Annotated in this window: 22 protein-coding genes; all 22 read left to right on the top strand. The window is 59.4% G+C overall.

The window, feature by feature from the left end:
* The first annotated feature begins 202 nt into the window (after positions 1–202).
* Positions 203–754 carry a translation initiation factor IF-3 gene (gene infC / locus HMPREF2849_RS06375; RefSeq protein ID WP_172954614.1) on the top strand — a complete coding sequence of 184 codons (552 nt, stop codon included), beginning with the start codon at positions 203–205 and terminating at the stop codon, positions 752–754.
* A 76-nt stretch (positions 755–830) separates the two neighbouring features.
* Positions 831–1,025, top strand: coding sequence for a 50S ribosomal protein L35 (rpmI, locus tag HMPREF2849_RS06370; RefSeq protein ID WP_005511726.1), 195 nt, complete (start codon positions 831–833; stop codon positions 1,023–1,025).
* Between the two features lie 77 nt (positions 1,026–1,102).
* The gene (rplT, locus tag HMPREF2849_RS06365; protein ID WP_016422904.1) at positions 1,103–1,486 is read left to right on the top strand and encodes a 50S ribosomal protein L20; all 384 of its coding nucleotides are present in this window, start codon (positions 1,103–1,105) and stop codon (positions 1,484–1,486) included.
* A gap of 184 nt (positions 1,487–1,670) precedes the next feature.
* Entirely contained in the window at positions 1,671–2,501 is an 831-nt protein-coding gene (locus HMPREF2849_RS06360; RefSeq protein WP_070862755.1) for a TrmH family RNA methyltransferase, read from the top strand.
* 98 nt (positions 2,502–2,599) lie between these two features.
* The gene (gene pheS, locus HMPREF2849_RS06355) at positions 2,600–3,649 is read left to right on the top strand and encodes a phenylalanine--tRNA ligase subunit alpha (RefSeq protein ID WP_016422902.1); all 1,050 of its coding nucleotides are present in this window, start codon (positions 2,600–2,602) and stop codon (positions 3,647–3,649) included.
* A gap of 32 nt (positions 3,650–3,681) precedes the next feature.
* Positions 3,682–6,174: a phenylalanine--tRNA ligase subunit beta gene (pheT, locus tag HMPREF2849_RS06350; protein WP_070549333.1), complete on the top strand. Its 2,493-nt coding sequence runs from the start codon at positions 3,682–3,684 to the stop codon at positions 6,172–6,174.
* A 27-nt stretch (positions 6,175–6,201) separates the two neighbouring features.
* A complete protein-coding gene (locus HMPREF2849_RS06345; protein ID WP_049193942.1) occupies positions 6,202–7,038 on the top strand; it encodes a trypsin-like serine protease in 837 nt (278 codons plus the stop codon).
* Between the two features lie 180 nt (positions 7,039–7,218).
* On the top strand, positions 7,219–8,259 hold the full coding sequence (gene argC / locus HMPREF2849_RS06340; protein WP_070862775.1) for an N-acetyl-gamma-glutamyl-phosphate reductase: 1,041 nt from the start codon (positions 7,219–7,221) through the stop codon (positions 8,257–8,259).
* A complete protein-coding gene (gene argJ / locus HMPREF2849_RS06335) occupies positions 8,256–9,464 on the top strand; it encodes a bifunctional glutamate N-acetyltransferase/amino-acid acetyltransferase ArgJ (RefSeq protein WP_016422898.1) in 1,209 nt (402 codons plus the stop codon). The genes argC and argJ overlap by 4 nt, the downstream gene beginning before the upstream one ends.
* Positions 9,465–9,485: 21 nt before the next feature.
* The gene (gene argB, locus HMPREF2849_RS06330) at positions 9,486–10,379 is read left to right on the top strand and encodes an acetylglutamate kinase (protein WP_070429631.1); all 894 of its coding nucleotides are present in this window, start codon (positions 9,486–9,488) and stop codon (positions 10,377–10,379) included.
* A 56-nt stretch (positions 10,380–10,435) separates the two neighbouring features.
* The gene (locus HMPREF2849_RS11145) at positions 10,436–11,641 is read left to right on the top strand and encodes an acetylornithine transaminase (protein WP_049170375.1); all 1,206 of its coding nucleotides are present in this window, start codon (positions 10,436–10,438) and stop codon (positions 11,639–11,641) included.
* A gap of 6 nt (positions 11,642–11,647) precedes the next feature.
* The gene (gene argF / locus HMPREF2849_RS11140; RefSeq protein ID WP_070595570.1) at positions 11,648–12,589 is read left to right on the top strand and encodes an ornithine carbamoyltransferase; all 942 of its coding nucleotides are present in this window, start codon (positions 11,648–11,650) and stop codon (positions 12,587–12,589) included.
* A 4-nt stretch (positions 12,590–12,593) separates the two neighbouring features.
* The gene (locus HMPREF2849_RS06315; protein WP_005511719.1) at positions 12,594–13,076 is read left to right on the top strand and encodes an arginine repressor; all 483 of its coding nucleotides are present in this window, start codon (positions 12,594–12,596) and stop codon (positions 13,074–13,076) included.
* A 49-nt stretch (positions 13,077–13,125) separates the two neighbouring features.
* A complete protein-coding gene (locus HMPREF2849_RS06310) occupies positions 13,126–14,325 on the top strand; it encodes an argininosuccinate synthase (protein WP_070862753.1) in 1,200 nt (399 codons plus the stop codon).
* 45 nt (positions 14,326–14,370) lie between these two features.
* A complete protein-coding gene (argH, locus tag HMPREF2849_RS06305; RefSeq protein WP_070856543.1) occupies positions 14,371–15,810 on the top strand; it encodes an argininosuccinate lyase in 1,440 nt (479 codons plus the stop codon).
* Positions 15,811–16,343: 533 nt separating this feature from the next.
* A complete protein-coding gene (locus HMPREF2849_RS06300; RefSeq protein WP_049193938.1) occupies positions 16,344–17,495 on the top strand; it encodes a hypothetical protein in 1,152 nt (383 codons plus the stop codon).
* Between the two features lie 6 nt (positions 17,496–17,501).
* A complete protein-coding gene (locus HMPREF2849_RS06295; protein WP_083327230.1) occupies positions 17,502–19,133 on the top strand; it encodes a VWA domain-containing protein in 1,632 nt (543 codons plus the stop codon).
* Positions 19,120–19,767 carry a hypothetical protein gene (locus HMPREF2849_RS06290; RefSeq protein ID WP_049189983.1) on the top strand — a complete coding sequence of 216 codons (648 nt, stop codon included), beginning with the start codon at positions 19,120–19,122 and terminating at the stop codon, positions 19,765–19,767. The genes HMPREF2849_RS06295 and HMPREF2849_RS06290 overlap by 14 nt, the downstream gene beginning before the upstream one ends.
* Complete coding sequence (locus tag HMPREF2849_RS06285) at positions 19,757–19,930, top strand: Trm112 family protein (RefSeq protein WP_016422889.1); 174 nt, start codon at positions 19,757–19,759, stop codon at positions 19,928–19,930. The genes HMPREF2849_RS06290 and HMPREF2849_RS06285 overlap by 11 nt, the downstream gene beginning before the upstream one ends.
* A complete protein-coding gene (locus HMPREF2849_RS06280) occupies positions 19,931–20,581 on the top strand; it encodes a DNA-3-methyladenine glycosylase (protein WP_049189982.1) in 651 nt (216 codons plus the stop codon). It abuts the gene before it with no gap.
* A gap of 12 nt (positions 20,582–20,593) precedes the next feature.
* On the top strand, positions 20,594–21,898 hold the full coding sequence (tyrS, locus tag HMPREF2849_RS06275; protein ID WP_070862752.1) for a tyrosine--tRNA ligase: 1,305 nt from the start codon (positions 20,594–20,596) through the stop codon (positions 21,896–21,898).
* Between the two features lie 244 nt (positions 21,899–22,142).
* Positions 22,143–22,517, top strand: coding sequence for a hypothetical protein (locus tag HMPREF2849_RS11135; RefSeq protein WP_126108062.1), 375 nt, complete (start codon positions 22,143–22,145; stop codon positions 22,515–22,517).
* Positions 22,518–22,671: the final 154 nt, after the last annotated feature.

Here is a 22,671-nt window from a genome sequence, read left to right as displayed (position 1 = left end):
AGCATTTAGTTGCATTCGGCAGCGAAGAGGATTTAAGTCCCACCCTAGGTGCGCCAAAGAATTACGGTAGCGCCGGGGTCCACCCTAATCGGTGATGTCACATCGCACGATTGGAAGGCGTCCTTATACAGTGTGTAGTAATCCGCTGTAGACGCGTGGCTTTTCTTCCTTTCCCGCTTGCTATCGCGGTTTGAAACGAAGATTGTTCAGGTTCAACCTAGGAGGCCACATCAGCGCTGAAGCTCGTATTAACGAGGATATTCGAGTACCGGAAGTCCGCCTTGTAGGACCGAATGGTGAGCAGGTGGGCGTTGTCCGCACCGGTGACGCACTCAAGCTCGCTTACGAAGCAGACCTTGACCTGGTTGAGGTTGCTCCGCGAGCAAAGCCGCCGGTCGCCAAGATTATGGACTACGGCAAGTTCAAGTACGAACAAGCCCAGAAGGCACGCGAGGCTCGAAAGAACCAGCAGCAGACTGTGGTCAAGGAGCAGAAGTTCCGTCCGAAGATTGATGACCACGACTACGAAACCAAGAAGAACAACGTTGTTCGTTTCTTGGAGAAGGGTTCGAAGGTCAAGGTCACGATTATGTTCCGTGGCCGTGAACAGTCTCGTCCAGAACTGGGATTCCGCCTGTTGGAGCGTCTGGCCGCCGATGTCGAAGAGTACGGCATTGTCGAGTCTCGCCCGAAGCAGGACGGTCGCAACATGACTATGGTCCTGGGGCCGGTTCGGAATAAGGGTAAGAAGTAACCGACCTGACCAGAAATGGTTGTAAACGAGATTTTTGCGCCACGAGCGTCAAAGATCGGTAGGGGAGAGTTTTAACATGAAGCAGAAGACCCACAAGGGCACCGCAAAGCGCATCAAGGTTACCGGTTCCGGCAAGCTGCGCCGCGAGCAGGCTAACCGCCGCCACCTCCTGGAGGGCAAGCCGTCCACTCGTACCCGTCGCCTGAAGGGCACCACGGACGTTGCTAAGTCGGACGTCAAGCGCGTCAAGCGTCTGCTGGGCAAGGCTTAATTTTTCAAGCCTCGTCCCAGGGCAATCGCCCTCTTAATTTCACTAGTTCTTAAAGACAACGAAAAGGAAGTATCACCGTGGCACGTGTGAAGCGGTCTGTTAACGCTAAGAAGAAGCGTCGCGAAGTTCTCGATTCCGCAAAGGGCTACCGTGGTCAGCGCTCCCGCCTGTACCGCAAGGCCAAGGAGCAGATGCTCCACTCCAAGACCTACGAGTTCCGCGATCGCCGCCACCGTAAGGGTCAGTTCCGTCGTCTGTGGATTCAGCGTATCAACGCTGCTGCCCGCGCTAACGACATCACCTACAACCGCTTCGTCCAGGGTCTGAACCTGGCTGGCGTTGAGGTTGACCGTAAGAACCTGGCTGAGATGGCTGTCAACGACCCGCAGGCATTCGCTGCTCTGGTCAAGGTCGCTAAGGACGCTCTGCCGGAGGACGTCAACGCTCCTGCTGCTAAGTAAAGCAGCTACGAGGTAACTCGTACGTAGCGCCGGCAAGCGTCTGCTTACTGGCAGTGCGCCTGCCAACATCTTTGAAAAACCACCGCCGATTGGGTTTATGAATAACCTCGGCGGTGGTTTTTCGTATCCGCATTGGCCTGCTGGCGGTTATGAATCCCGAGCCGCATCACTAGGATTAATCACTATGAACTCTGCGCTGTACTTCAACGACGAGCCGTTTACTCCTCGCACTCCGCGAGTCTCGGCGGCTATTCAGCTCCACCGTGCGGCCAAGCGGAAGAAGACCGGTCGCTTCCTCATTGAGGGCTTCAATTCCGTCGATGCAGCTATCCGCGCAGAGGCTGTCGTGGAAGTTTTCGTCACGGCAGCCGCCGCCGAGCAGTTCCGCGAGCTGCTCACGGGGTATCTCGAATCTGGGACGCAGCGCAAGTCTGTTTCGCTTATCGACGACTCCGCTGCCCGCTCTTTGAGCGAAACTGTCACCACCACCGGACTCTTCGCCGTCTGCGACACCAATGCGGTGTCCACTTCGTTGGAAGAGGCCATTGAGGTTGGAAAGCAGTCCGGCTGTTTGGTGATTCCGGTGGAGTGCAATGACCCGGGTAATGTCGGCACGATTGTGCGTATGACTGACGCCCTCGGAGCTGGCGCGGTTATCCTTGCTGGCGATTCGGTTGACCCGTTGAATTCTAAGGCCGTGCGTTCCTCGGCAGGTTCTGTTTTTCATACCCCTGTCGCACGCGAGCGCGATATTGACGTCGTTATGGAGAAAGTTAGGGAAGCGGGCTTTACCACCCTCGCCACGGCGATGGATGGCGCTCTCACGCTCGGCGTTGATGCGCTTCCCGACGGTCCCGTCGCCTGGCTTTTCGGCAACGAAGCCCATGGCCTGTCGGAGGAGATTACGGCCTCGGCGGGGGCAAGTGTGTCCATCCCGATTAAGGGCGAGGCAGAGTCGTTGAACCTCGCCACCGCAGCGGCCATGTGCCTGTGGGAGACGGTCCGGGGTAAGTAGGAAACCTCGATGGTGAGGTGCATGCACGTGTGCAGTTATCCTCGACTATGATTGTTCCATCACAAGAACTGATAGTCCTATATAGAAGTGGTTGACACGTGAGCGATTCGCCAAATCCTATCGATCTTTCCGAGGACGCCCTCCAGGCGGCTGCGCAGAAGGCCACGGATGCCTTTGATGCTGCCGGCAACCTGGATGAGCTTTCTGCCGCCCGCCGTGAGCACTTGGGGGATGAAGGCTACATTCCGCAGGCTCGCCGCGCGCTGGGCTCCATTCCGAAGGCTGAGCGCAAGGATGCTGGTCGTCGCGTAAATGTTGTTCGCGGAGCCGTCGAAAAGCACTATGCTGAGCGTCTTGCAGTGCTGGAGGAAGAGGAAAACGCGCGTCGCCTGGTCGCGGAGCGTATCGACGTGTCGGTGGACACCACGCAGAGTCAGCGTGGCGGTATGCACCCAATTACCATCCTGTCCGAGCAGATTGGTGACATCTTCGTGGGCATGGGCTGGGAAATCGCCGAGGGCCCAGAGGTCGAAGCCGAGTACTTCAACTTTGACGCGCTGAACTTCCTGCCGGATCACCCGGCTCGTACTCTGCAGGATACTTTCCACATTGCGCCGGAAGGATCCAAGCAGGTGCTGCGTACGCACACCTCGCCGGTCCAGGTTCGCACTCTGCAGTCACGTGACCTGCCGATTTACGTTATCTGCCCGGGCCGTACCTTCCGCACCGATGAGCTCGACGCCACCCACACCCCGGTCTTCCATCAGGTGGAGGGACTCGCTGTGGACAAGGGGCTGACCATGGGGCACCTGCGCGGCACGCTGGATCACATGGCAAAGGCGCTGTTCGGTCCGGAGACCAAGACCCGCATGCGCACCAACTACTTCCCGTTCACTGAACCGTCCGCTGAGGTTGACGTCTGGTTCCCGAATAAGAAGGGCGGCGCAGGCTGGATCGAGTGGGGTGGCTGCGGCATGGTCAACCCGAACGTGCTGCGTGCCTCTGGTATTGACCCGGAGGTGTACTCGGGCTTCGCGTTCGGCATGGGCCTGGAGCGCACCCTGCAGTTCCGCAATGGCCTGACCGACATGCGCGACATGGTCGAAGGCGACGTCCGCTTCACGCAGCCGTTCGGTATCCGCGGCTAATTCACTGACCTACAGATAGGAGTTTTACTTACATGTTCATTCCACAGTCGTGGGTCACTGAAATCGTTCGCGGCCCAGAGAACACCATCAACCCGGACTGGTCCGTTACCCCGGACGAGTTGGATGAGGGCTTTGTCCGCGTTGGTTTTGAAACTGAGGGGCACGAGCCGCTGGAGAAGGTCGAGGGACCGCTGGTTTTCGGTCGCGTCGACCACATTGAGGAGCTCGAGGGCTTTAAGAAGCCAATTCGCTTCTGTCAGGTCAATGTCGGTGATGCCAATGGCACCGGCGAGCTACAGGAGATTATCTGTGGTGCCCGCAACTTCGAAGAGGGCTCCATTGTTATCGTCGCGCTGCCGGGTTGCGTGCTGCCGGGTGGGTTCGAGATTTCCGCACGGAAGACTTACGGCAAGGTTTCCAACGGCATGCTGTGCTCCGAAGCTGAGCTGGGTATGACCGATTCCTCCGCCGGTATTCTGACGCTGCCGTCGGCCCCAGCTGAGCTGGGTTCGTGCGCCAAGGAGTTCATCGGTCTCGATGACGAGAAGTTCGAGGTCAACATCACTCCGGACCGCGGTTACGCGCTGTCGGCCCGAGGTCTGGGCCGCGAGATCTGCTCCGCCTTCAACCTCGACTTCGCCGATCCGGCCAAGGTCAACGAGCTGCCGGTGGAAGGAGAGGTCCTGAACGTCACCATCGACGAGGACACCGACACTCGCCGCTTTGGTCTGCGCCGAGTCACCGGCATCGACCCGAACGCCGAGACCCCGTGGTGGATGCGTCGCCGCCTGCTGCTGGCTGGTCAGCGTCCGGTCAACGTGGCCACGGACGTCACCAACTATGTGATGCTACTGCTCGGTCAGCCGATGCACGCTTTCGACGGTTCCAAGATCGCTGGTGGCCTGCACATCCGCAACGCTAAGGCCGGCGAGACTCTGACCACTCTCGACCACGTGGACCGCAAGCTCGACCCGGCGGACGTTGTCATCTGCGACGACAACGGTATTCAGTCGCTGGCCGGCATCATGGGTGGTCTCACCTCCGAGATCGCCGACGACACCACCGATGTTGTCTTCGAGGCCGCCAACTGGTCGCCGCTGCACGTCTTCCGCAGTGGTCGCCGCCACAAGCTGAGCTCTGAGGCTTCACGACGTTTCGAGCGCGGCGTGGACACCGCTCTGGTCGAGCCGGCTTTGGATCTGGCCTGCCAGCTGCTCGCTGACATCGCCGGCGGCACTATCGACACTGGTCGCACCCTGCTCGGTGAGGTTGCCGCCATGCCGACTATTGACTTTGCCGTCAACCGCGCCAGCGAAGTTGCGGGCGTTGATTACCCGCGTGAGACCGTCATTGGACGCCTGCGCGAGGTCGGTTGCGAGGTCGTCGACAACGGTGACCGCCTGGCTGTCACTCCGCCGACCTGGCGCTCCGACCTGACCATGTCCGCTGACCTGGTTGAGGAAATCCTGCGTCTGGAAGGCCTGGAAGACATTCCGGTTATCCTCCCAATCGCCCCGGCCGGTCGCGGTCTGACCGAGCGTCAGCTGCGCCGCCGCTTCGTCGGTCACGCGCTGGCTCACAATGGCTACCTGGAGATTCTGCCGACACCGTTCATTGCCAACGATGTCTTCGACGTCTGGGGCCTGGACGCTGATGACCCGCGTCGTAACACCGTCAAGGTCATCAACCCGTTGGAGTCCGACCACGCTCAGCTGGGCACGACTCTGCTGCCGTCCATGCTTGAATCGCTGAAGCGCAATGTTGCTCGCGGCCAGGTCGACCTATCGCTCTACGGTGTGGAGCAGGTATCCATCGAGCGCGGTAACGGTGTCTCGCCGATGCCGTCTACCGCGGGTCTGCCGAGCGAGGCCGAGCGCGCCGAGCTGCTGGAGTCGCTGCCGGAGCAGCCGCTGCACGTCGCCACTGTCGCCTGCGGTCGTATCCGCCTGGATAGCCCGTGGGGTGACGAGGCCGCGTACACCGTCGCCGACGCCATCGAAGCCGCGCGCATTGTTGCCCGCGCTGCCAACGTCGAGCTGGAGATCCGTAACGCTGAGGTGCTGCCGTGGCACCCGGGCCGCTGCGCTGAGCTGCTTGTCGACGGCGAGGTCGTCGGCCACGCCGGTGAGCTGCACCCGAAGGTGTGCAAGGACGCTGGTCTGCCGGAGCGCACCTGCGCGATGGAGATTAATCTCGATGCACTGCCAGTGACGGAGCACCTGCCGGCGCCGGTACTCAGCCCGTTCCCGGCTGTCCACCAGGACGTCGCGCTTGTTGTCAGCGATGAGGTCTCCGCCGCAGAGGTGGAGAAGACTCTGGTGGAAGGTGCCGGTGAGCTCCTCGAATCCATTCGTATCTTCGATGTTTACCGTTCCGAGCAGATGGGCGAAGGCGTTCGCTCACTGGCGTACTCCCTGCGTTTCCGCGCGCCGGACCGTACGCTGAAGGAAGAGGAAGCTTCCGCAGCTCGCGAGGCGGCCATTGAGCTGGCCACTACCCGTCACGGCGCTCAGCTGCGCGGCTAAAAGGGGAGACCCCGGGGAGAGATACCCATGATTGGCAACTTGCGGCACCGCGACAACAGGCTGGATAGCGCAGAGGTGCGAGAGCAGCGCGTTGGGGCGTGCGCGGTGAGCAGCGCGAAGTCTGCGGCGACTGTGGCGGCAGCTGCTGTCACGGCAGGTCTGTTGCTCACCGGCGTGCCGAGTGCGGCTGCGCTGGTTGGCGGGGAGGCTGCTGCGCCTAGTGTGGCGGCGGACTCCGTGGTGTCAATCATGGTCCAGACCAGTCCCCATACCGGAAACTTTTGCACGGGAACTGCAATCGCCCCGCAGTGGGTAATGACCGCAGCCCACTGCGTGCGTGATGTCCCGCAGCAGGTTGGGGAAGTCGAGGTCGGTTTCGGTCCGGATGCCCGGCGTGTACCGATTGATCGCTGGGAGATTGCACCCACCGGTGACGTAGCGCTTGTTCACCTTGCGGGCGACGCAGCTCTTCCGGAGTATCCCGCAATGGAACGTCGTCAAGCGTTTTCGGAGCAAGAAACGGCAGGCACGGTCTATGGGCGATCGCTGCTCGGCGATGTTGCGGACGGCACGCTGCCGTCGGCGACCGTCACCGCTTCGATGTGTCCGGTGAAGTATCAACAATGCGTGCGGGAAGACTCCGTGTTGGCGCGCATGGAGCGCCCCGCGGCGTTGCAGGTGGGCGATTCGGGCGGACCGCTTTTTATCGACGGCCAGCTAGCGGCGGTGTTCTCGGGCGCGGTGGCTTTTGATGGCAGCGTGGCACCGGAGGAGTCGGGTTACTATCTCTACACCACGACGTCATCGGTGGCGCAGTGGGCAGATGGCGTGATGAGTCAGGTGCCAAGCGTCGTAGTTGAATAGTCCGGCGTTGAGTAATCCGGCGCGCTGATTGAATGGCCGGCTCGGCGAACCAGATGTATGTACCGACGACGGCGTTATATTCATAATTCACTCACGTCACATCGATAGAATTCCAGCACTTTGGCAACGAATTCTATGAATATCTTGCAACGCAGTGAATAAAAGTGTTGAATGTTTGGCATGAGTATTTCCGTTGCCATTGCTGGTGCGACCGGTTACGCAGGAGGAGAGATCCTCCGCCTCCTGTTGTCGCACCCGGCGTATCTTTCCGGCGAACTGACCATCGGCGCACTAACGGGAGCATCCAACGCGGGTGCTCGTGTGGGCGATATTATGCCTCATGTGGCACCTTTGGCTGGCCGCCGTATTGAGCCGACTAATGGTGACACACTCGCTGGGCATGACGTGGTGTTCCTCGGTCTGCCCCACGGTCATTCGGCTGCGATTGCAGAGCAGTTGGGCGATGACACGGTGATTATTGACTGCGGCGCGGATTTCCGCCTGCAGGATGCCGACGAGTGGGAGCACTACTACGGCTCGGAGCACGCCGGTACCTGGACTTACGGTATTCCGGAGCTGCCGGGCAACAGGGAAGTAGTGGCTGCTTCCAAGCGTATTGCTGTGCCGGGTTGTTTCCCCACTGGCGGGACTATTACGGCACTGCCGGCAGTTGCAAAGGGCCTGGTCGAGCCGGATCTGTCCGTTGTTTCTATCACCGGTACCTCTGGTGCGGGCAAGAAGGCAGCTGTGCCCCTGCTCGGGTCCGAGGTCATGGGCAATCTCCGCGCCTACAACACTGCGGGCAAGCACCGCCACACCGCAGAGTTCCTACAAAACCTCAAGCCGTACGCAGAGGCTCTCACCGTCAGCTTCACGCCGGTGCTCGCTCCGACGTCGCGCGGCATTCTCACCACCATCACCGCTCCGCTTGTCGACGGGGTGACGGAGGCAACCGCACGGGAGGCCTACCTCGAGTTCTACAAGGGTGAGCCGTTTGTGCAGGTGTTGGCCGAAGGGCTGCAGCCGCAGACGCAGTCGGTAATTGGCTCTAACTTGGTTCAGATTCAGGTTGAGGTAGATGAACGCGCCAAGCGTCTGGTGCTGACCTCGGCGATTGACAATCTGACAAAGGGCACCGGTGGTGCCGCAGTTCAGTGCATGAATTTGGTTACTGGACAGAATGAAACTGCAGGACTTCCATTGGTAGGAGTTGCCCCATGATGAAGGAAGAAAAAGAAGGTCTCGTCAACGTCGCTGGTGACGAAGGCGGCGTATGTGCACCTCAGGGGTTCGTGGCCAGTGGTGTCATTGCAGGCATCAAGGTCAGCGGAAACCCGGACATGGCGCTCATCGTAAACCAGGGGCCGGAGAAGACTGCCGCGGCTGTCTTTACTACCAACCGTGTCCAGGCTGCGCCGGTGACGGTATCCAAGAAGCACATCGCTGACGGCAAGCTGTCCGCTGTGGTGCTGAACTCGGGCAATGCCAACGCCTGCAATGGTCAGCCGGGTATTTCCGACGCCCTCGAAGTCTGCCAGAAGGTCGCAGATGAGCTCGGCGTCGATGTTACCGAGATTGGTACCTGCTCCACCGGCTTGATTGGTGACCGGCTGCCGATGGACATTGTTCTGGCAGGTGTGCCGAAGCTTTGTGAGAATCTGGGCAGCGATGCCGCCGCAGGTACGGCTGCAGCAGAAGCCATCTTGACCACTGACTTGGTGGCAAAGCAGGCCGTTGCGCATGGTGACGGATTCACTGTCGGCGCTATGGGCAAGGGTGTTGGCATGATTAGCCCGTCGATGGCCACGATGCTCGGTGTGATTACGACGGATGCGTCGGTAAGCGCAGAAATGGCGCACGAGGCTATTGCCAAGGCTAGTGAGGTTACGTTTAACCGCCTAGATATTGATGGCTCCACATCCACCAATGACACCGTCATCATCTTGGCTAACGGCGCCTCTGGTGTGAAGCCCTCGCAGGAGGAGCTCGACCAGGCAGTGCTCAGTGTGTGTGATTCCATCGCACGCCAGATGCAGTCGGACGCCGAAGGTGTGACCAAGCGTGTGTCCGTGACCGTGCGTGGCACCGGTGGCGCGGAAGATGCCCTGGTAGCTGCTCGAATTATCGGCCGCGACAACCTCTTCAAGTGTGCGATGTTCGGTTCGGACCCGAACTGGGGTCGTGTGCTGGCGGCTGTCGGCACTGCGCCGGTGGATATGGATCCGGAGCACATCACGGTTTCCTTCAATGGTCACGTAGTCTGTCGCGATACCGGTGGCACGCCAGATGCACGTGAAGTGGATCTCTCCGGCAAGGACATTGCCGTTGAGGTTGACCTCGGTACTGGTAATCCGGAAGAGGCCACGATTCGTACGACTGACCTTTCCCACGACTACGTTCACATCAACTCGGCTTATTCGTCGTAAAGGTTTTGAGGAGACTCTGCAATGGTTCACCAGTTGACCGAAGGGCTGTCCTTCGAGCAGCGGGCACATGTGCTGGCGGAAGCACTGCCGTGGCTGCAGCACCACCGCGACAAGATTGTGGTGGTCAAGTACGGCGGTAACGCGATGACCGACCTGAAACTGAAGAAGGCCTTCGCGCAGGACATGGTTTTCCTGCGCACCGTGGGTGTCAAGCCGGTGGTTGTCCATGGTGGCGGCCCCCAGATTTCGTCGATGCTCAAGCGCCTGGGGCTGGAGGGAGAGTTCCGAGGCGGTTTCCGCGTCACGACTCCGGAGGTCATGGAAATTGTCCGCATGGTGCTCTTCGGGCAGGTCGGCCGCGAACTGGTGAACCTCATCAACGCCTACGGCCCCTATGCAGTGGGTACCTCTGGTGAGGACGGTGGCCTGTTCACCGGTACTCGACGCACGGTAAATGTCGGTGGCAAGGAGACAGATATCGGGCTGGTTGGCAATATCACCGAGGTGCACTCGGAAACGCTGTTAGACCTGATTGATGCCGGACGTATTCCGGTGGTCTCTACGATTGCGCCGTCCGCTGATGGCAAAGAGGTCTACAACATCAACGCCGACACGGCAGCAGGTGCACTGGCATCGGCAATTAACGCGAACCGTTTGGTGATTCTGACTAATGTCGAGGGTCTCTACACGGATTGGCCGAACCGCGATTCGCTGGTGTCGAGGATTTCCACTTCGCATCTGCGAGAAATCCTTCCGACGCTGGATTCCGGAATGATTCCGAAGATGGAGTCCTGCCTGAACGCAGTAGATCGGGGAGTGCCTGCAGCCCACGTTATCGACGGCCGCCAGCCACACTCGGTGCTGCTGGAGCTGATGACTTCCGGCGGTATCGGCACAATGGTAGAGCCCGGATAAGGCAGAAAAGACTGACAAGAATTTAGCTACACACGTTAGGCAGGTCGAAAGACGACATGAGCGACTTCAAGCAGCAGTGGCAACACACGATGATGAACAATTACGGCACGCCGCGCATTGAGCTTGTGCAGGGTAAGGGCGCTATTGTCACGGATTCCGAGGGCAAGGAATACCTGGACCTGCTCGCCGGTATTGCAGTCAACGCGTTGGGTCACGCACATCCGGCCATCGTGGAAGCTGTGTCCAAGCAGATTTCCACGATGGGGCACGTGTCCAACATCTTCGCCTCTGAGCCACCGTTGGCACTGGGCGAGAAGCTCATTGAGCTCACTGGCTGGGACACTGATGACACCCGAGTTATGTTCTGCAACTCCGGCACTGAGGCCAATGAAGCCGCGTTCAAGCTGGCGCGGTTGACGGGGCGCAATCGCATTATCGCTACCCACCACGGGTTCCACGGCCGTACCATGGGCGCACTTGCCATGACCGGTCAGCCCGACAAGCGCACCCCGTTCGAACCGATGCCGGGTGGAGTCGAGTTCGTGCCGTACGGTGACATTGACTTCCTCACCAAGACCATCGAATCCGATCCGTTGGGTGTCGCTGCGGTGATTCTGGAACCAATTCAGGGTGAGACCGGTGTGGTCGCACCGCCAGAGGGATACCTCGCTGCCGTCCGCGAACTGACCAAGCGCTTCGACGTTCTCATGATTGTCGACGAAGTACAGACCGGCATCGGCCGTACCGGCCAGTGGTTTGCCCACCAGCACGATGGCATCGTGCCGGATGTTATGACCCTGGCGAAGGGGCTCGGCGGCGGCCTGCCGCTGGGTGCTGTCATCGCCAACGGCCGCGCAGCGGAACTGTTTACTCCTGGTGCGCACGGCACCACCTTTGGTGGCAATCCGGTCTGTGCCGCTGCCGGCCTGGCCGTCATCGAGACGCTGGAAGAAGAAAAGCTGCTCAATCGAGTCACCGAGAAGGGCAAGGTCCTGGCTCGCAAGCTCGCGTCGTTAAGCCATGTCGATCACGTGCGTGGTCGCGGCTTCATGCTTGGACTGGTGCTGCGCGAGAACCTGGCGAAGGAAGCGGTTAACGCCGGTTATGAACGTGGTGTCATTCTGAACGCTCCGCAGGCGAATGTGCTGCGTATTGTGCCGCCGTTGAACCTCAGCGATGAGGAAGTCAACCGCGCCGTCGAGTTGATTGATGCCTGCCTGAACGACGCCGTTGAGGCTGTCGCCAACAAAGGAAGGAATTAGAAACTGATGCTCCGTCATTTTCTCGCCGATGATGACCTGACTCCACAGGAGCAGGCTGAGGTGCTGCAGTTGGCTGCAGAGCTGAAGGTAGCGCCGTACTCCCGACGTCCGTTTGAGGGGCCACAGTCGGTTGCGGTGCTGTTCGACAAGACGTCGACTCGTACCCGTTTCTCCTTCGACGCTGGTATCGCAGCTCTGGGCGGCAACGCGATTGTGGTCGAAACCGGTAACTCGCAGATGGGCAAGGGCGAAACCTACCAGGACACCGCTGCTGTGCTCAGCCGCTTTGTCTCGGCAATTGTCTGGCGCACCTACGCGCAGTCAGGGCTGGAGGCCATGTCTGAGACCGCGACGGTGCCGATTGTCAATGCGCTTTCCGACGAGTTCCACCCGTGCCAGATTCTCGCTGACCTGCAGACCATCATCGAGCACAAGTGCCCGGAGGAAGGCCAGACGGGACTGCGTGGCAAGAAGGCTGTGTACTTCGGCGATGGTGCCAACAACATGGCCAACTCCTACCTTGTGGGCTTCGCCACCGCAGGTCTGGACGTCACCATCTGTGCACCGGAGGACTTCCAGCCGGAGCAGGTCTACGTCGACCGTGCCAAGAAGGTCGCGGAACAGACCGGAGCGGTCGTGTCCGTGACCGCGGACGTCGATGAGGCCATTGCCGGTGCCGACGTTGTCATCACCGATACCTGGGTCAGCATGGGGCAGGAGAACGACGGCTTGGATCGTCGTACTCCGTTCCTGCCGTACCAGGTCAACGCTGAGCTGATGGCCAAGGCAAATGAGGATGCCATCTTCCTGCACTGCCTGCCGGCATACCGCGGCAACGAAGTTACCGCCGAGGTCATCGATGGCCCGCAGTCGGTAGTCTTCGACGAGGCGGAAAACCGCATGCACGCTCAGAAGGCGTTGCTGACCTGGCTGGTGGAGAGGCAGTAAGGTCATGACCGCAGCACAACCAGGTTCTCGCACAGCTAGGCAGACGCGCATCGCTGACCTGCTGGCGCAGCATCACGTGTCCAGTCAGGTTCAGCTCGTCGAGCTGCTTGCCGACGAAGGCATTGAGATTGCGCAGGCGACGTTGTCCAGAGACCTCGATGAGCTGGGAGCCCGAAAGATTCGCGATGGAGCCAACGGTTCGCGGTATTCCATCGTCGAAGATGCACTCGCTGTCTCCAGCGGGGCAGTGGCCAGGATGCGGCGCGTTTTAGACGAGCTGCTGGTCTCCATTGATCATTCGGGCACCATCGCGGTTGTGCGTACACCACCGGGAGCCGCACAGTATCTAGCCAGTGTGATTGACCGTGCGGGACTCAAAGAAATCGTTGGCACAATTGCGGGAGATGACACCGTAATGTGCCTGGCTAGAGAACCACTTTCCGGCGCTGACCTAGCCCAGCGTCTAGCCGCCGGAACGAACCAGTAAACTATTCCACGAAATGCTTTAAAGCACCGATTAAAGGAGCGCTTACCCTATGACCAACCGGGTTATTCTTGCTTACTCTGGTGGCCTCGACACCACCGTTGCTATTCCGTACCTCAAGGAAATGACCGACGGCGAGGTCGTCGCAGTTTCCATCGATGTCGGACAGGGCGGCGAGGACATGGAGTCCGTGCGTCAGCGCGCTCTGGACGCCGGCGCTGTCGAAGCTGTCGTTGTCGACGCTAAGGACGAGTTCGCCGAGGAGTACTGCCTGCCGACCATTAAGGCCAATGGTCTCTACATGAAGCAGTACCCGCTGGTTTCTGCACTGTCTCGCCCGCTGATTGTTAAGCACATGGCGAAGGCCGCAGAGGAGTTCGGTGGCACTCACGTCGCACACGGCTGCACCGGTAAGGGCAATGACCAGGTCCGTTTCGAGGTTGGTTTCGCCAACACCGCCCCGGATCTGAAGATTATTGCACCGGCTCGTGACTTCGCTTGGACCCGCGACAAGGCTATTGCCTTCGCTGAGGAGAAGGGTCTGCCAATTGAGCAGTCCAAGTCCTCCCCGTTCTCCATTGACCAGAACCTCTTCGGTCGCGCCATTGAGACCGGCTACCTGGAGGACCTGTGGAACGCACCAACCAAGGATGTCTACGCGTACACCGAGGATCCGACCCTGAACTTCAGCTCCCCGGACGAGGTCATCATCTCCTTCGAGGACGGTAAGCCGACTGCCATCGACGGCAAGAAGGTTTCCGTGCTTGAGGCCATCGAAGAGATGAACCGCCGCGCTGGTGCTCAGGGCATCGGTCGTCTGGACATGGTTGAAGACCGCCTGGTCGGCATTAAGTCCCGCGAGATTTACGAGGCTCCGGGCGCAATTGCCATCATGACCGCACACGCAGCGCTCGAGGACGTCACCGTTGAGCGTGAGCTGGCTCGTTACAAGCGCCAGGTCGAGGGCGAGTGGGCCAACCTGGTCTACGACGGCCTGTGGTTCTCGCCGCTGAAGCGCGCGCTGGATGCCTTCATCGAGGAGTCCCAGAAGGGCGTTTCCGGTGACATCCGCATGGTCATGCACGCAGGTCACTGCAACGTCAACGGTCGTCGTTCGAACACCTCGCTGTACGACTTCAACCTGGCTACCTACGACGAGGGCGACACCTTCGACCAGACCCTGGCTCGCGGCTTCGTCGAGCTGCACGGCCTGTCCTCGAAGATGGCCGCAAAGCGCGACTTCAACCTGTAAAGATTCTCCAGAGCGACTAGAGCGAAAGGCCTATTGGAAAAGACAATGGTCGAAAAGCACGGTACCAACGAAGGCTCCCTGTGGGGCGGCCGCTTTGCCGGTGGCCCGTCCGAGGCGATGGCCGCATTGAGCAAGTCCACCCATTTTGACTGGGTGCTCGCGCCTTACGACGTTCTTGCGTCCAAGGCCCACGCCCGAGTGCTGCATGCTCGCGGGCTGCTCAGCGATGCCGACTTTGACACCATGATTGCAGGCCTTGATCAGCTCGGCCGCGACGTTGCCTCCGGCGAGTTTGGTCCAGAGCCGACGGATGAGGACGTCCATGGTGCCATGGAGCGCGGTCTGATTGATCGCGTCGGCCCGGAGGTCGGTGGTCGCCTGCGCGCTGGTCGTTCCCGCAATGACCAGGTGGCAACCTTGTTCCGCATGTGGCTGCGCGATGCCGTCCGCGGTATCGCACTGGATGTCACGGACCTGGTCGGCGCCCTGGTTGCTCAGTCCAAGGCACATCCGGATGCCATCATGCCGGGCAAGACTCACTCTCAGGCGGCTCAGCCGGTGCTGCTGGCGCACCAGTTGCTGGCACATGCGCATCCGCTGCTGCGTGATCTCGACCGCATCCGCGATCTCGACCGTCGTTTGGCTGTATCCCCGTACGGCTCTGGTGCGCTGGCAGGATCCTCGCTGCACTTGGATCCGGAGGCCATCGCTGAGGAGCTCGGCTTCGACTCTGCCACGGACAACTCCATTGACGGCACCTCTTCGCGTGATTTCGCCTCTGAGGCGGCATTCGTCTTCGCCCAGATTGCCGTGGACATGTCTCGTCTGGCAGAGGAAATCATCTACTGGGCTACCCCTGAGTACGGCTACGTCACTCTGGCTGATGCCTGGTCGACTGGCTCCTCCATCATGCCGCAGAAGAAGAACCCAGACGTGGCAGAGCTGACTCGCGGTAAGACCGGTCGTCTGATTGGTAATCTTGCAGGGCTCATGGCCACGCTGAAGGCTCAGCCGCTGGCTTACAACCGTGACCTCCAGGAGGACAAGGAGCCTTTGGTGGACTCGGTCGAGCAGCTGACCCTGCTGCTGCCGGCATTGACCGGTCTGGTGGCAACGCTGACCTTCCACGAGGATCGTCTGCGCGAGCTCGCTCCGGCAGGCTACACCCTGGCCACTGACCTGGCTGAATGGCTGGTCCGCGAAGGCGTACCTTTCCGTGATGCTCACGAGGCATCCGGCCAGTGCGTCCGCATTGCAGAGTCCAAGGGCGGTATCGGTCTGGACGAGCTTTCCGACGAGGACCTCGCCGGTGTCCACCCGGCACTGACTCCGAAGGTCCGCGAAGTGCTTACTATCGACGGCGCTGTCGCTTCCCGCGACACCCGTGGTGGCACCGCGGGTGTCCGTGTTGCAGAGCAACTCGCTCGTGTCGACGAGAAGAACACTGAGCTAAAGCAGTGGGCTGAAAAGCCGGTTCGCGGCTAAAGCTGCTAGAGCTAGCAAACCTGCTAGCCCAGCTAACGCAGCTAATTAATCGGTGTGCGGTCAATCGACCGCACGCCGATTTTTTACAGCCCGGGGGGGGGGGGAGTAGAAAAACCAGCAACCCGACAACTGATGACCCGGTAACTAGCAACCCGATAACTGGCAACCCGAAAAATTACGGGCTCCACGTGCGAATACGGGCTGCAAATGTGAAACTGTGTAAGTTTATGACACTTTCAGGCCATTTTTCGGGCCATTTTTGTCATAAACGTAGTCAGTAACTCGGATTGACCCGCCGCCGCCAGTCATAAACGCAGTCAGTAACTCGGATCGATCCGACGCCACCAGTAACCTTGTAATGCCAGGGTGCCCCCCCCCCGAAGTGACGCAGATTACTGATTATTTCTATATCTGTTGCCAGGTTTGGCCGGGTCTCTTACCATAATTTCATGGCGGAAAGTACGCGGTCGAGCGGTGGAAATCGCAGCTCACGAGATAAAAATAAAAATCAGAGTGGTAGCAAGAAAGGGTGCATGGGCCCGGGGGCAATTCTTGCAGTCATTTTGATTGTCATCGCGGCTGTTGCAGTCTATGTCGGTCGCGGCGGTAGTATTCCAGGTTTTTCTGGTGGCAGCTCCGGAGGAAACCGTGATTTCTTCGGTGGTGAAAAGACCGTCGTCAAGGCGATTGTTGGCTCTGAGAAAAAGCCCTTCTTCGAAGACAAAGAGGTCCAGAAGGCTCTTGCCTCTCACGGCTATGTGGTGGAAGTAAAGACGGCGGGTTCGCGTCGGATGGCCACGGATGTGGATCTGGATTCCTTCGACTTGGCATTCCCGTCGTCGGCACCGGCAGCGGAGAAAATTGCCGAGAAAATGAGCGGCGCTGAGCGGTACGACGTCTTCTACACACCGATGGCGATCGCTACTTTCGACAACATCTTGCAGGCATTGGCGCGGGAAAATGTTGCTCGTCAACAGGGCACTGCGTGGCAGGTAGATATGGCAGCGCTGGCCACGATGCAGCACGACAATGTCCGCTGGCGTGACTTCGCGGAGAACGATTATCCGTCGCCGCGCACGGTGCAGATGTCCACGACGGACATTCGTTCGTCGAACTCGGCCGCGATGTACTTGTCGCTCATGTCTTGGATTACCAATGAAGGCCGGATTGTGTCTGACAGTGGGCAGGTCAATGCGGTCTTGCCGGAGCTCACCCCTCTGTTCACCGGCCAGGGGTACACGGAATCCTCGTCGGCTGGTCCATTTTCGGACTACCTCTCGCAGGGTGTCGGTTCGAAGCCAATGGTGATGGTTTACGAGTCGCAGTTCCTGGGGGAGAACAGTGCCCCGAACAGCCGGTTGAAGCCGGAAATGCGCCTGGCGTATCCATCGCCGACGATTCTGAGTACTCACGTGGCGCTGGGTTTTAACGACAATGGAGCTGCGGTCGCACGGCTCCTCGCCGAAGACCCTGAGCTTCAGAAGCTGGCGGCCAAGCACGGTTACCGCTCCAGCCAGCCTGAGGCGATGGAGGAATTCCAGACGCAGTTGAAGACGGGCCAGGAGGTTTCCACCGATTTTGTGGACTCCATTGATCCGCCGAGTTTCGACATCCTCGAGCAGCTTATTGAGGGTGTTTCCCGTGGATACCAGAGCCCGCCGAGGCCGGAAACGGAAGAGGGGTAAAGCCGAATGAACATGTATAAGGCACTAACTGCCCTCCGCAAAATGCTTCTTGGCCTCGTCGGTGTGCTCGGCATCTTCGCTGCCGCGGCCTGCTCCGACGGTGGCCTGAACCTGCCGCTGGGCTCCGACGGGGAGAAGACCAACAAAGTCGACGTCGATTCTGACCTCAAGGGCTCGACTATGCGCATCGCCGGGGCCACGGAGCTTGCAGAGCTCCAGCCACTGATGCAAAAGGCCTCCGACGACCTCGGTTTTACTATTAACCTTGAGCTTCTCGACGGCACCGTGAAGAACAGCCACGCGCTTGTCTCAGGCGAATTCGACAACCAATTTGACGCCACTTGGTTTGCTACCAACCGGTACGTTGATCTGCTCGGTGGGGCTGACAAGCTGGGCGAAGCCAAGAAAGTCGCCACCTCACCCGTAGCGTTCGGTATCCATTCGGCGAAGGCTCGGGAGCTCGGTTGGGATACCAAGCAGCCGACGTGGGCTGAGATCGCGGAGGCTGCGTCGTCAGGCAAATTGGCCTACGGCATGACCAACCCCGCGGAATCGAACTCGGGCTTTTCCGGTGTGGTGTCGGTTGCGACCGCGTTCGCCGACACCGGATCGGCGCTGACTACGGGGGATATCAACCGCACCACGCCTGAACTGCAGAAGTTCTTCGAGGGGCAGAAGATGACCTCGGGTTCGTCGGGGTGGCTGCGCGACAAGTTCCTGGATGAGCCGGACTCCGTCGACGCGCTCATCAACTATGAAGCTGTGTTGCAGCAGATGAATAAAGAGGGCGCTGACCTGGAAGTTGTTGTTCCGAGCGACGGTGTCATCAGTGCGGATTACCCGCTGACGCCACTAGCTCAGCCGGCTAACGACCTTGCCGCGCGGCAGACGGAGGCACTCGGGCAGTGGCTGGAAGCGAACTCGCAGGTTCTCGCCGACCACTTCCTTCGCCCGGTCTCCGATGACGCCAACCTGCCGGAAAGCATGACCAACAGCGTCATTATCGAGCTGCCGTTCCCGGGTGATCGCGCAGTCACGGATCGTCTCATCGAGGCGTACGACAATGACCTGCGCGTGCCCGGAGAGTCGGTCTTTGTTCTCGACACTTCCGGTTCAATGTTCGGGGAGCGCATCGCTGATCTACAGGCGACAATGCGCGCAATCGTCGACGGCAGTGCACGCACCGAAACGGGAAGCGTGGGATTGCGAAACCGTGAGATCGCGACGATCCTGCCGTTCAGTACGAGCGTCGGCGAGCCCACGACCACGACAATTGACGGCCCGGAATCGCGCGCGCAGCTCACCGCCGCCGTCGATGGTCTGTACGCAGAGGGCGAGACGGCGCTTTACGACGCACTGATTCAGGCCTTCGACCTTCTCGGCAGCTCGGATAAGAACTCCATCCCGTCTATCGTGGTGTTGACCGATGGTCAGGTGACGTCGGGCAAGAGCTTTGCGGAATTCCGTGATTTCTACCAGTCCAAGGGCGGGAATCTGCCGCCGGTATTCGTCATCCGCTATGGAGAGGCGGATCCGGGAGAAATGCAGGAACTTGCGAACCTGACTGGTGGTAAGGTCTTTGAATCCCGTGAGACCGAGCTTGCTGATGTGTTCAAGGAGATTCGTGGCTACCAGTAAATCCTCCGGCACTTCTTCTGGCGGTGGCTTTCTCAACAGTCCCGCCAACATTGTCGGGCTCATCCTTGCCATCGCCGTCGTGCTGCTGCACCTGACCGTGGGGCTTGGTTTCCTGTGGCCGGTTGTTGCGATTGCCGCCTGGGGCGCGTCGGTTGCTTTGTTGCCGAGGCAGAGCAAAGGGGCTCAGAAGTCCGTTAGCTCGGCGCCGAAGCCTGAGGTCCCACAGCGTCGCCCGCTCAATCCATCTGAGCTGCGTAGGAATCTTCACCGGACATTGGGCAGGCTTTTCGATGCCCAGCCTGGCGAAGCTCTTGGCAACGCCGCAAATGACCTGGGTGCGACGCTGGAATCCGTCCTGAGCGAGTGGAAGTACCTCAAAGATTATCCCGAGCAGAAGGTGGTCATCGGCGGCATTATCCAGGAGTACTTGCCGCAGACAGTCAACTCCTACCTCGCGGTCCCGGAGCGTCTGCGTCACAAGGCCGAGAATCCGGCGCGGGAGTCCATCGACCTGTTGCATTCCGCGGTTCAGAAGATCCAGGATGCAATCGGTCAGGACAACCTGATTGCTTTGGAAGGTCAGCGTGACACCCTGGCAATTCAGTTCGGTAAGGTAGTGGACTATGAGCCTTGATCCGAAACTCCTTGAAATCCTCGCTTGCCCGCGTGACAAGGGGCCGCTTGAATACCTCGAAGACGAGCAGGTGCTGGTCAATCCTCGCCTAAAGATCGCCTACCGCATCGACGAAGGCATTCCGGTCATGCTTTCCGACGAAGCTATCGCCTGGGACAAGTAATTGCCTTTCCCGCTTCCCGACGGCTACAGCGTCCTCGACCGCACTGTGCTGTCGGGAGCTCCGATTGAGGCTGCGAAGACGCTGCTCGGCTGCGTAATTGTCATCCCCGCCGAGCATGTTATCGCCACCATCACGGAGGTCGAGGCCTATGGTGGCCCAGTTGACCAGCGCTATCCTGACCCGGCCGCGCACTGCTTCATGGGGCCAACCGCACGCAATCGCGCCATGTTTGGCCCGGCGGGGCATTGGTATATCTACCGCTCCTATGGCATCCACTTTTGCGCCAACATCACCAGCGCTACGGACGGCACGGGCGGGGGAGTATTAGTCCGCTCCGTACGCATTGAGCAGGGCCTGGATGCGGTGCGCCGTCGCCGCGGTGAAAAACCTGCGGTTGCGGGTCTCGGACGTGGTCCGGGCAATGTTGGTCAGGCGCTTGGCCTTGACTTAAATGACTATGGGGCAGATGCGCTGGATCCGTCGTCACGCGTGTTCGTGGCGCAGCCAGAGAGCATCAACCCGGATAAAGACATCCACGCGGGCCCGCGTGTGGGCGTTCGGCGAGCGGCGAATCGGCCTTGGCGGCTGTGGCTTCCGGACGATTCCGTCTCAGCCTATCGGCGCCACAAGAAGGCCGTTGAGGAGTTCTAGGTCACCCTCGCGGTGAACGTCGGCAAGCGAGACGTTACGATAGGGGACGTGACTGAACAGAACATTATCGACGAACTACAGTGGCGTGGCCTGATTAATCAGTCCACCGATGTTGACGCGCTGCGTGAGGCGTGCGAAAACCCCATTACTCTGTATTGCGGTTTTGACCCAACGGGCGATTCGCTGCACGCGGGCCACCTGGTTCCGATGATTATGTTGCGTCGTTTCCAGCTGGCCGGTCACCACCCAATTGCGCTGGCCGGTGGCGCCACGGGCTTCATTGGCGATCCGCGTGATGTCGGTGAGCGTTCGATGCTCAGCCAGGACACTATTGAGCACAACCTGGAGGCCATCAAGGGCCAGCTGCGTCGTTTCATTGACTTTGAGGGCGATGCCCCGGCGACAATGGTCAATAATGCGGACTGGACTATGAACATGTCCGTCATTGACTTCCTTCGCGATGTCGGCAAGAACTTCTCCCTCAACACCATGCTCGATCGCGACACTGTGAAGCGTCGCCTCGAGTCTGACGGTATCTCCTACACCGAGTTTTCCTACATGCTGCTGCAGTCCAACGACTACGTGCAGCTGCGCCGCAACTACGATTGCGTGCTGCAGATTGGCGGCGGCGATCAGTGGGGCAACATCGTCTCTGGTGTCGATTTGAACAGGCGTATCGACGGTGCCAAGGTGCACGGCCTGACCGTGCCGCTGGTGACTGATGCGCAAGGTCAGAAGTTCGGTAAGTCCACCGGTGGTGGCAAGTTGTGGCTGGATGCTGAGAAGACCTCGCCGTACTCCTGGTACCAGTACTTCCTCAATGCCGGTGACTCGGTTGTTATTGACTACCTGCGTTGGTTCACCTTCCTGACTCAGGAGGAAATTGCGGAGTACGAGGTCGCTGTTGCGGAGCGTCCATTCAAGCGTGAAGCGCAGCGTCGTCTGGCGCAGGAGATGACCAACCTGGTTCACGGCGAAGAGGCCACCAAGGCTGTCGAGTTGGCGGCGCAGGCGCTGTTTGGACGCGCGGAGCTGACCGAGTTGGATGAGGCCACTCTGGCAGGTGCCGTTTCCGAGACCGAGGTTGCGGAGATTGCCGAAGGCGAGCCACGTACTGCTGTTGACCTTCTCGTTGCTGCGGGTCTTGCCAAGTCGAAGGGCGAGGCACGCCGCACCATTAAGGAAGGTGGCGCCTACGCCAATAACCAGCGCATCGAGGACGAAGCGTGGGAGCCGGCTGCCGAGGACATGCTGCATGGCAAGTGGATTGTGCTGCGCCGCGGTAAGAAGAACTTCGCTGGTGTGAAGTTCGTGTAAGCGCTGGTTGGTCTCCGTGTAGGTGCGTTGTTGGCCTCTAGATCAATTGGTGTTTATGCAGCTTGATTCTTTTTAGGTAGCTGGGCTAAGGCTCCGGGCAAGCTAGGAGAATGATGATTTCAGAATCATTGACTCCTGGTCAGTCCGGAGCCTTAGTTGTTTTAAAGGGAGCGTAGAAGCCGAAGCAAAGGTGGTAGCGATGAGTCCAAGACATGAAAACCGTGCTGGACGGGGAGGCTCGTTGATGGGTCGGATTATCGCACGTTTCTCGAAGAAGTCTCAGCGTGCGTCAGAAACGGGCTCCGAACAAGCCCACGATTTTCAGGGTGAGGTTGCTTCTCGGCGGGTGAGCCCGCAGAGCACGCCAGGCCGATTGACGGTTGAAAACCCAAATGTGTTCTACACCGTTGAAGATAGGCAAAACGAAATCGTTATCCGTGAATATGATGCCTTCATCGGTGGCCTTTCCGACATGGTCGGACTGGAGGATGAATTCCAGCGGAATTTTTACGACCGTGAAGTCATTGTCAGGAAAACCACGGACAGTCAGCGAAAGGAGCGAATACATTCTTCCAGAGAAGCCTTCGAGGATTATCACCGAAGACTTCGTGGACAGTAGCTGTAGCTCTTCTTGGGTTTCATCAAAGGAGAGGACTGGCAGCTTCTGGTAAGTCGCTCTACTGCACAGGAAAACCCTAGATCAGATCTATCTACCTGGGGTTTTGTGTCTTTGGGTGGTGTGTGTGTAATGTATTCGGAGGTCAGCGTGGCCA

Source organism: Corynebacterium sp. HMSC073B01 (assembly GCF_001838255.1).
Taxonomy (GTDB): domain Bacteria; phylum Actinomycetota; class Actinomycetes; order Mycobacteriales; family Mycobacteriaceae; genus Corynebacterium; species Corynebacterium jeikeium_D.
The sequence above is the reverse complement of the archived record's forward strand: the minus strand, read 5'-3'. Positions and strand labels throughout refer to the sequence as shown.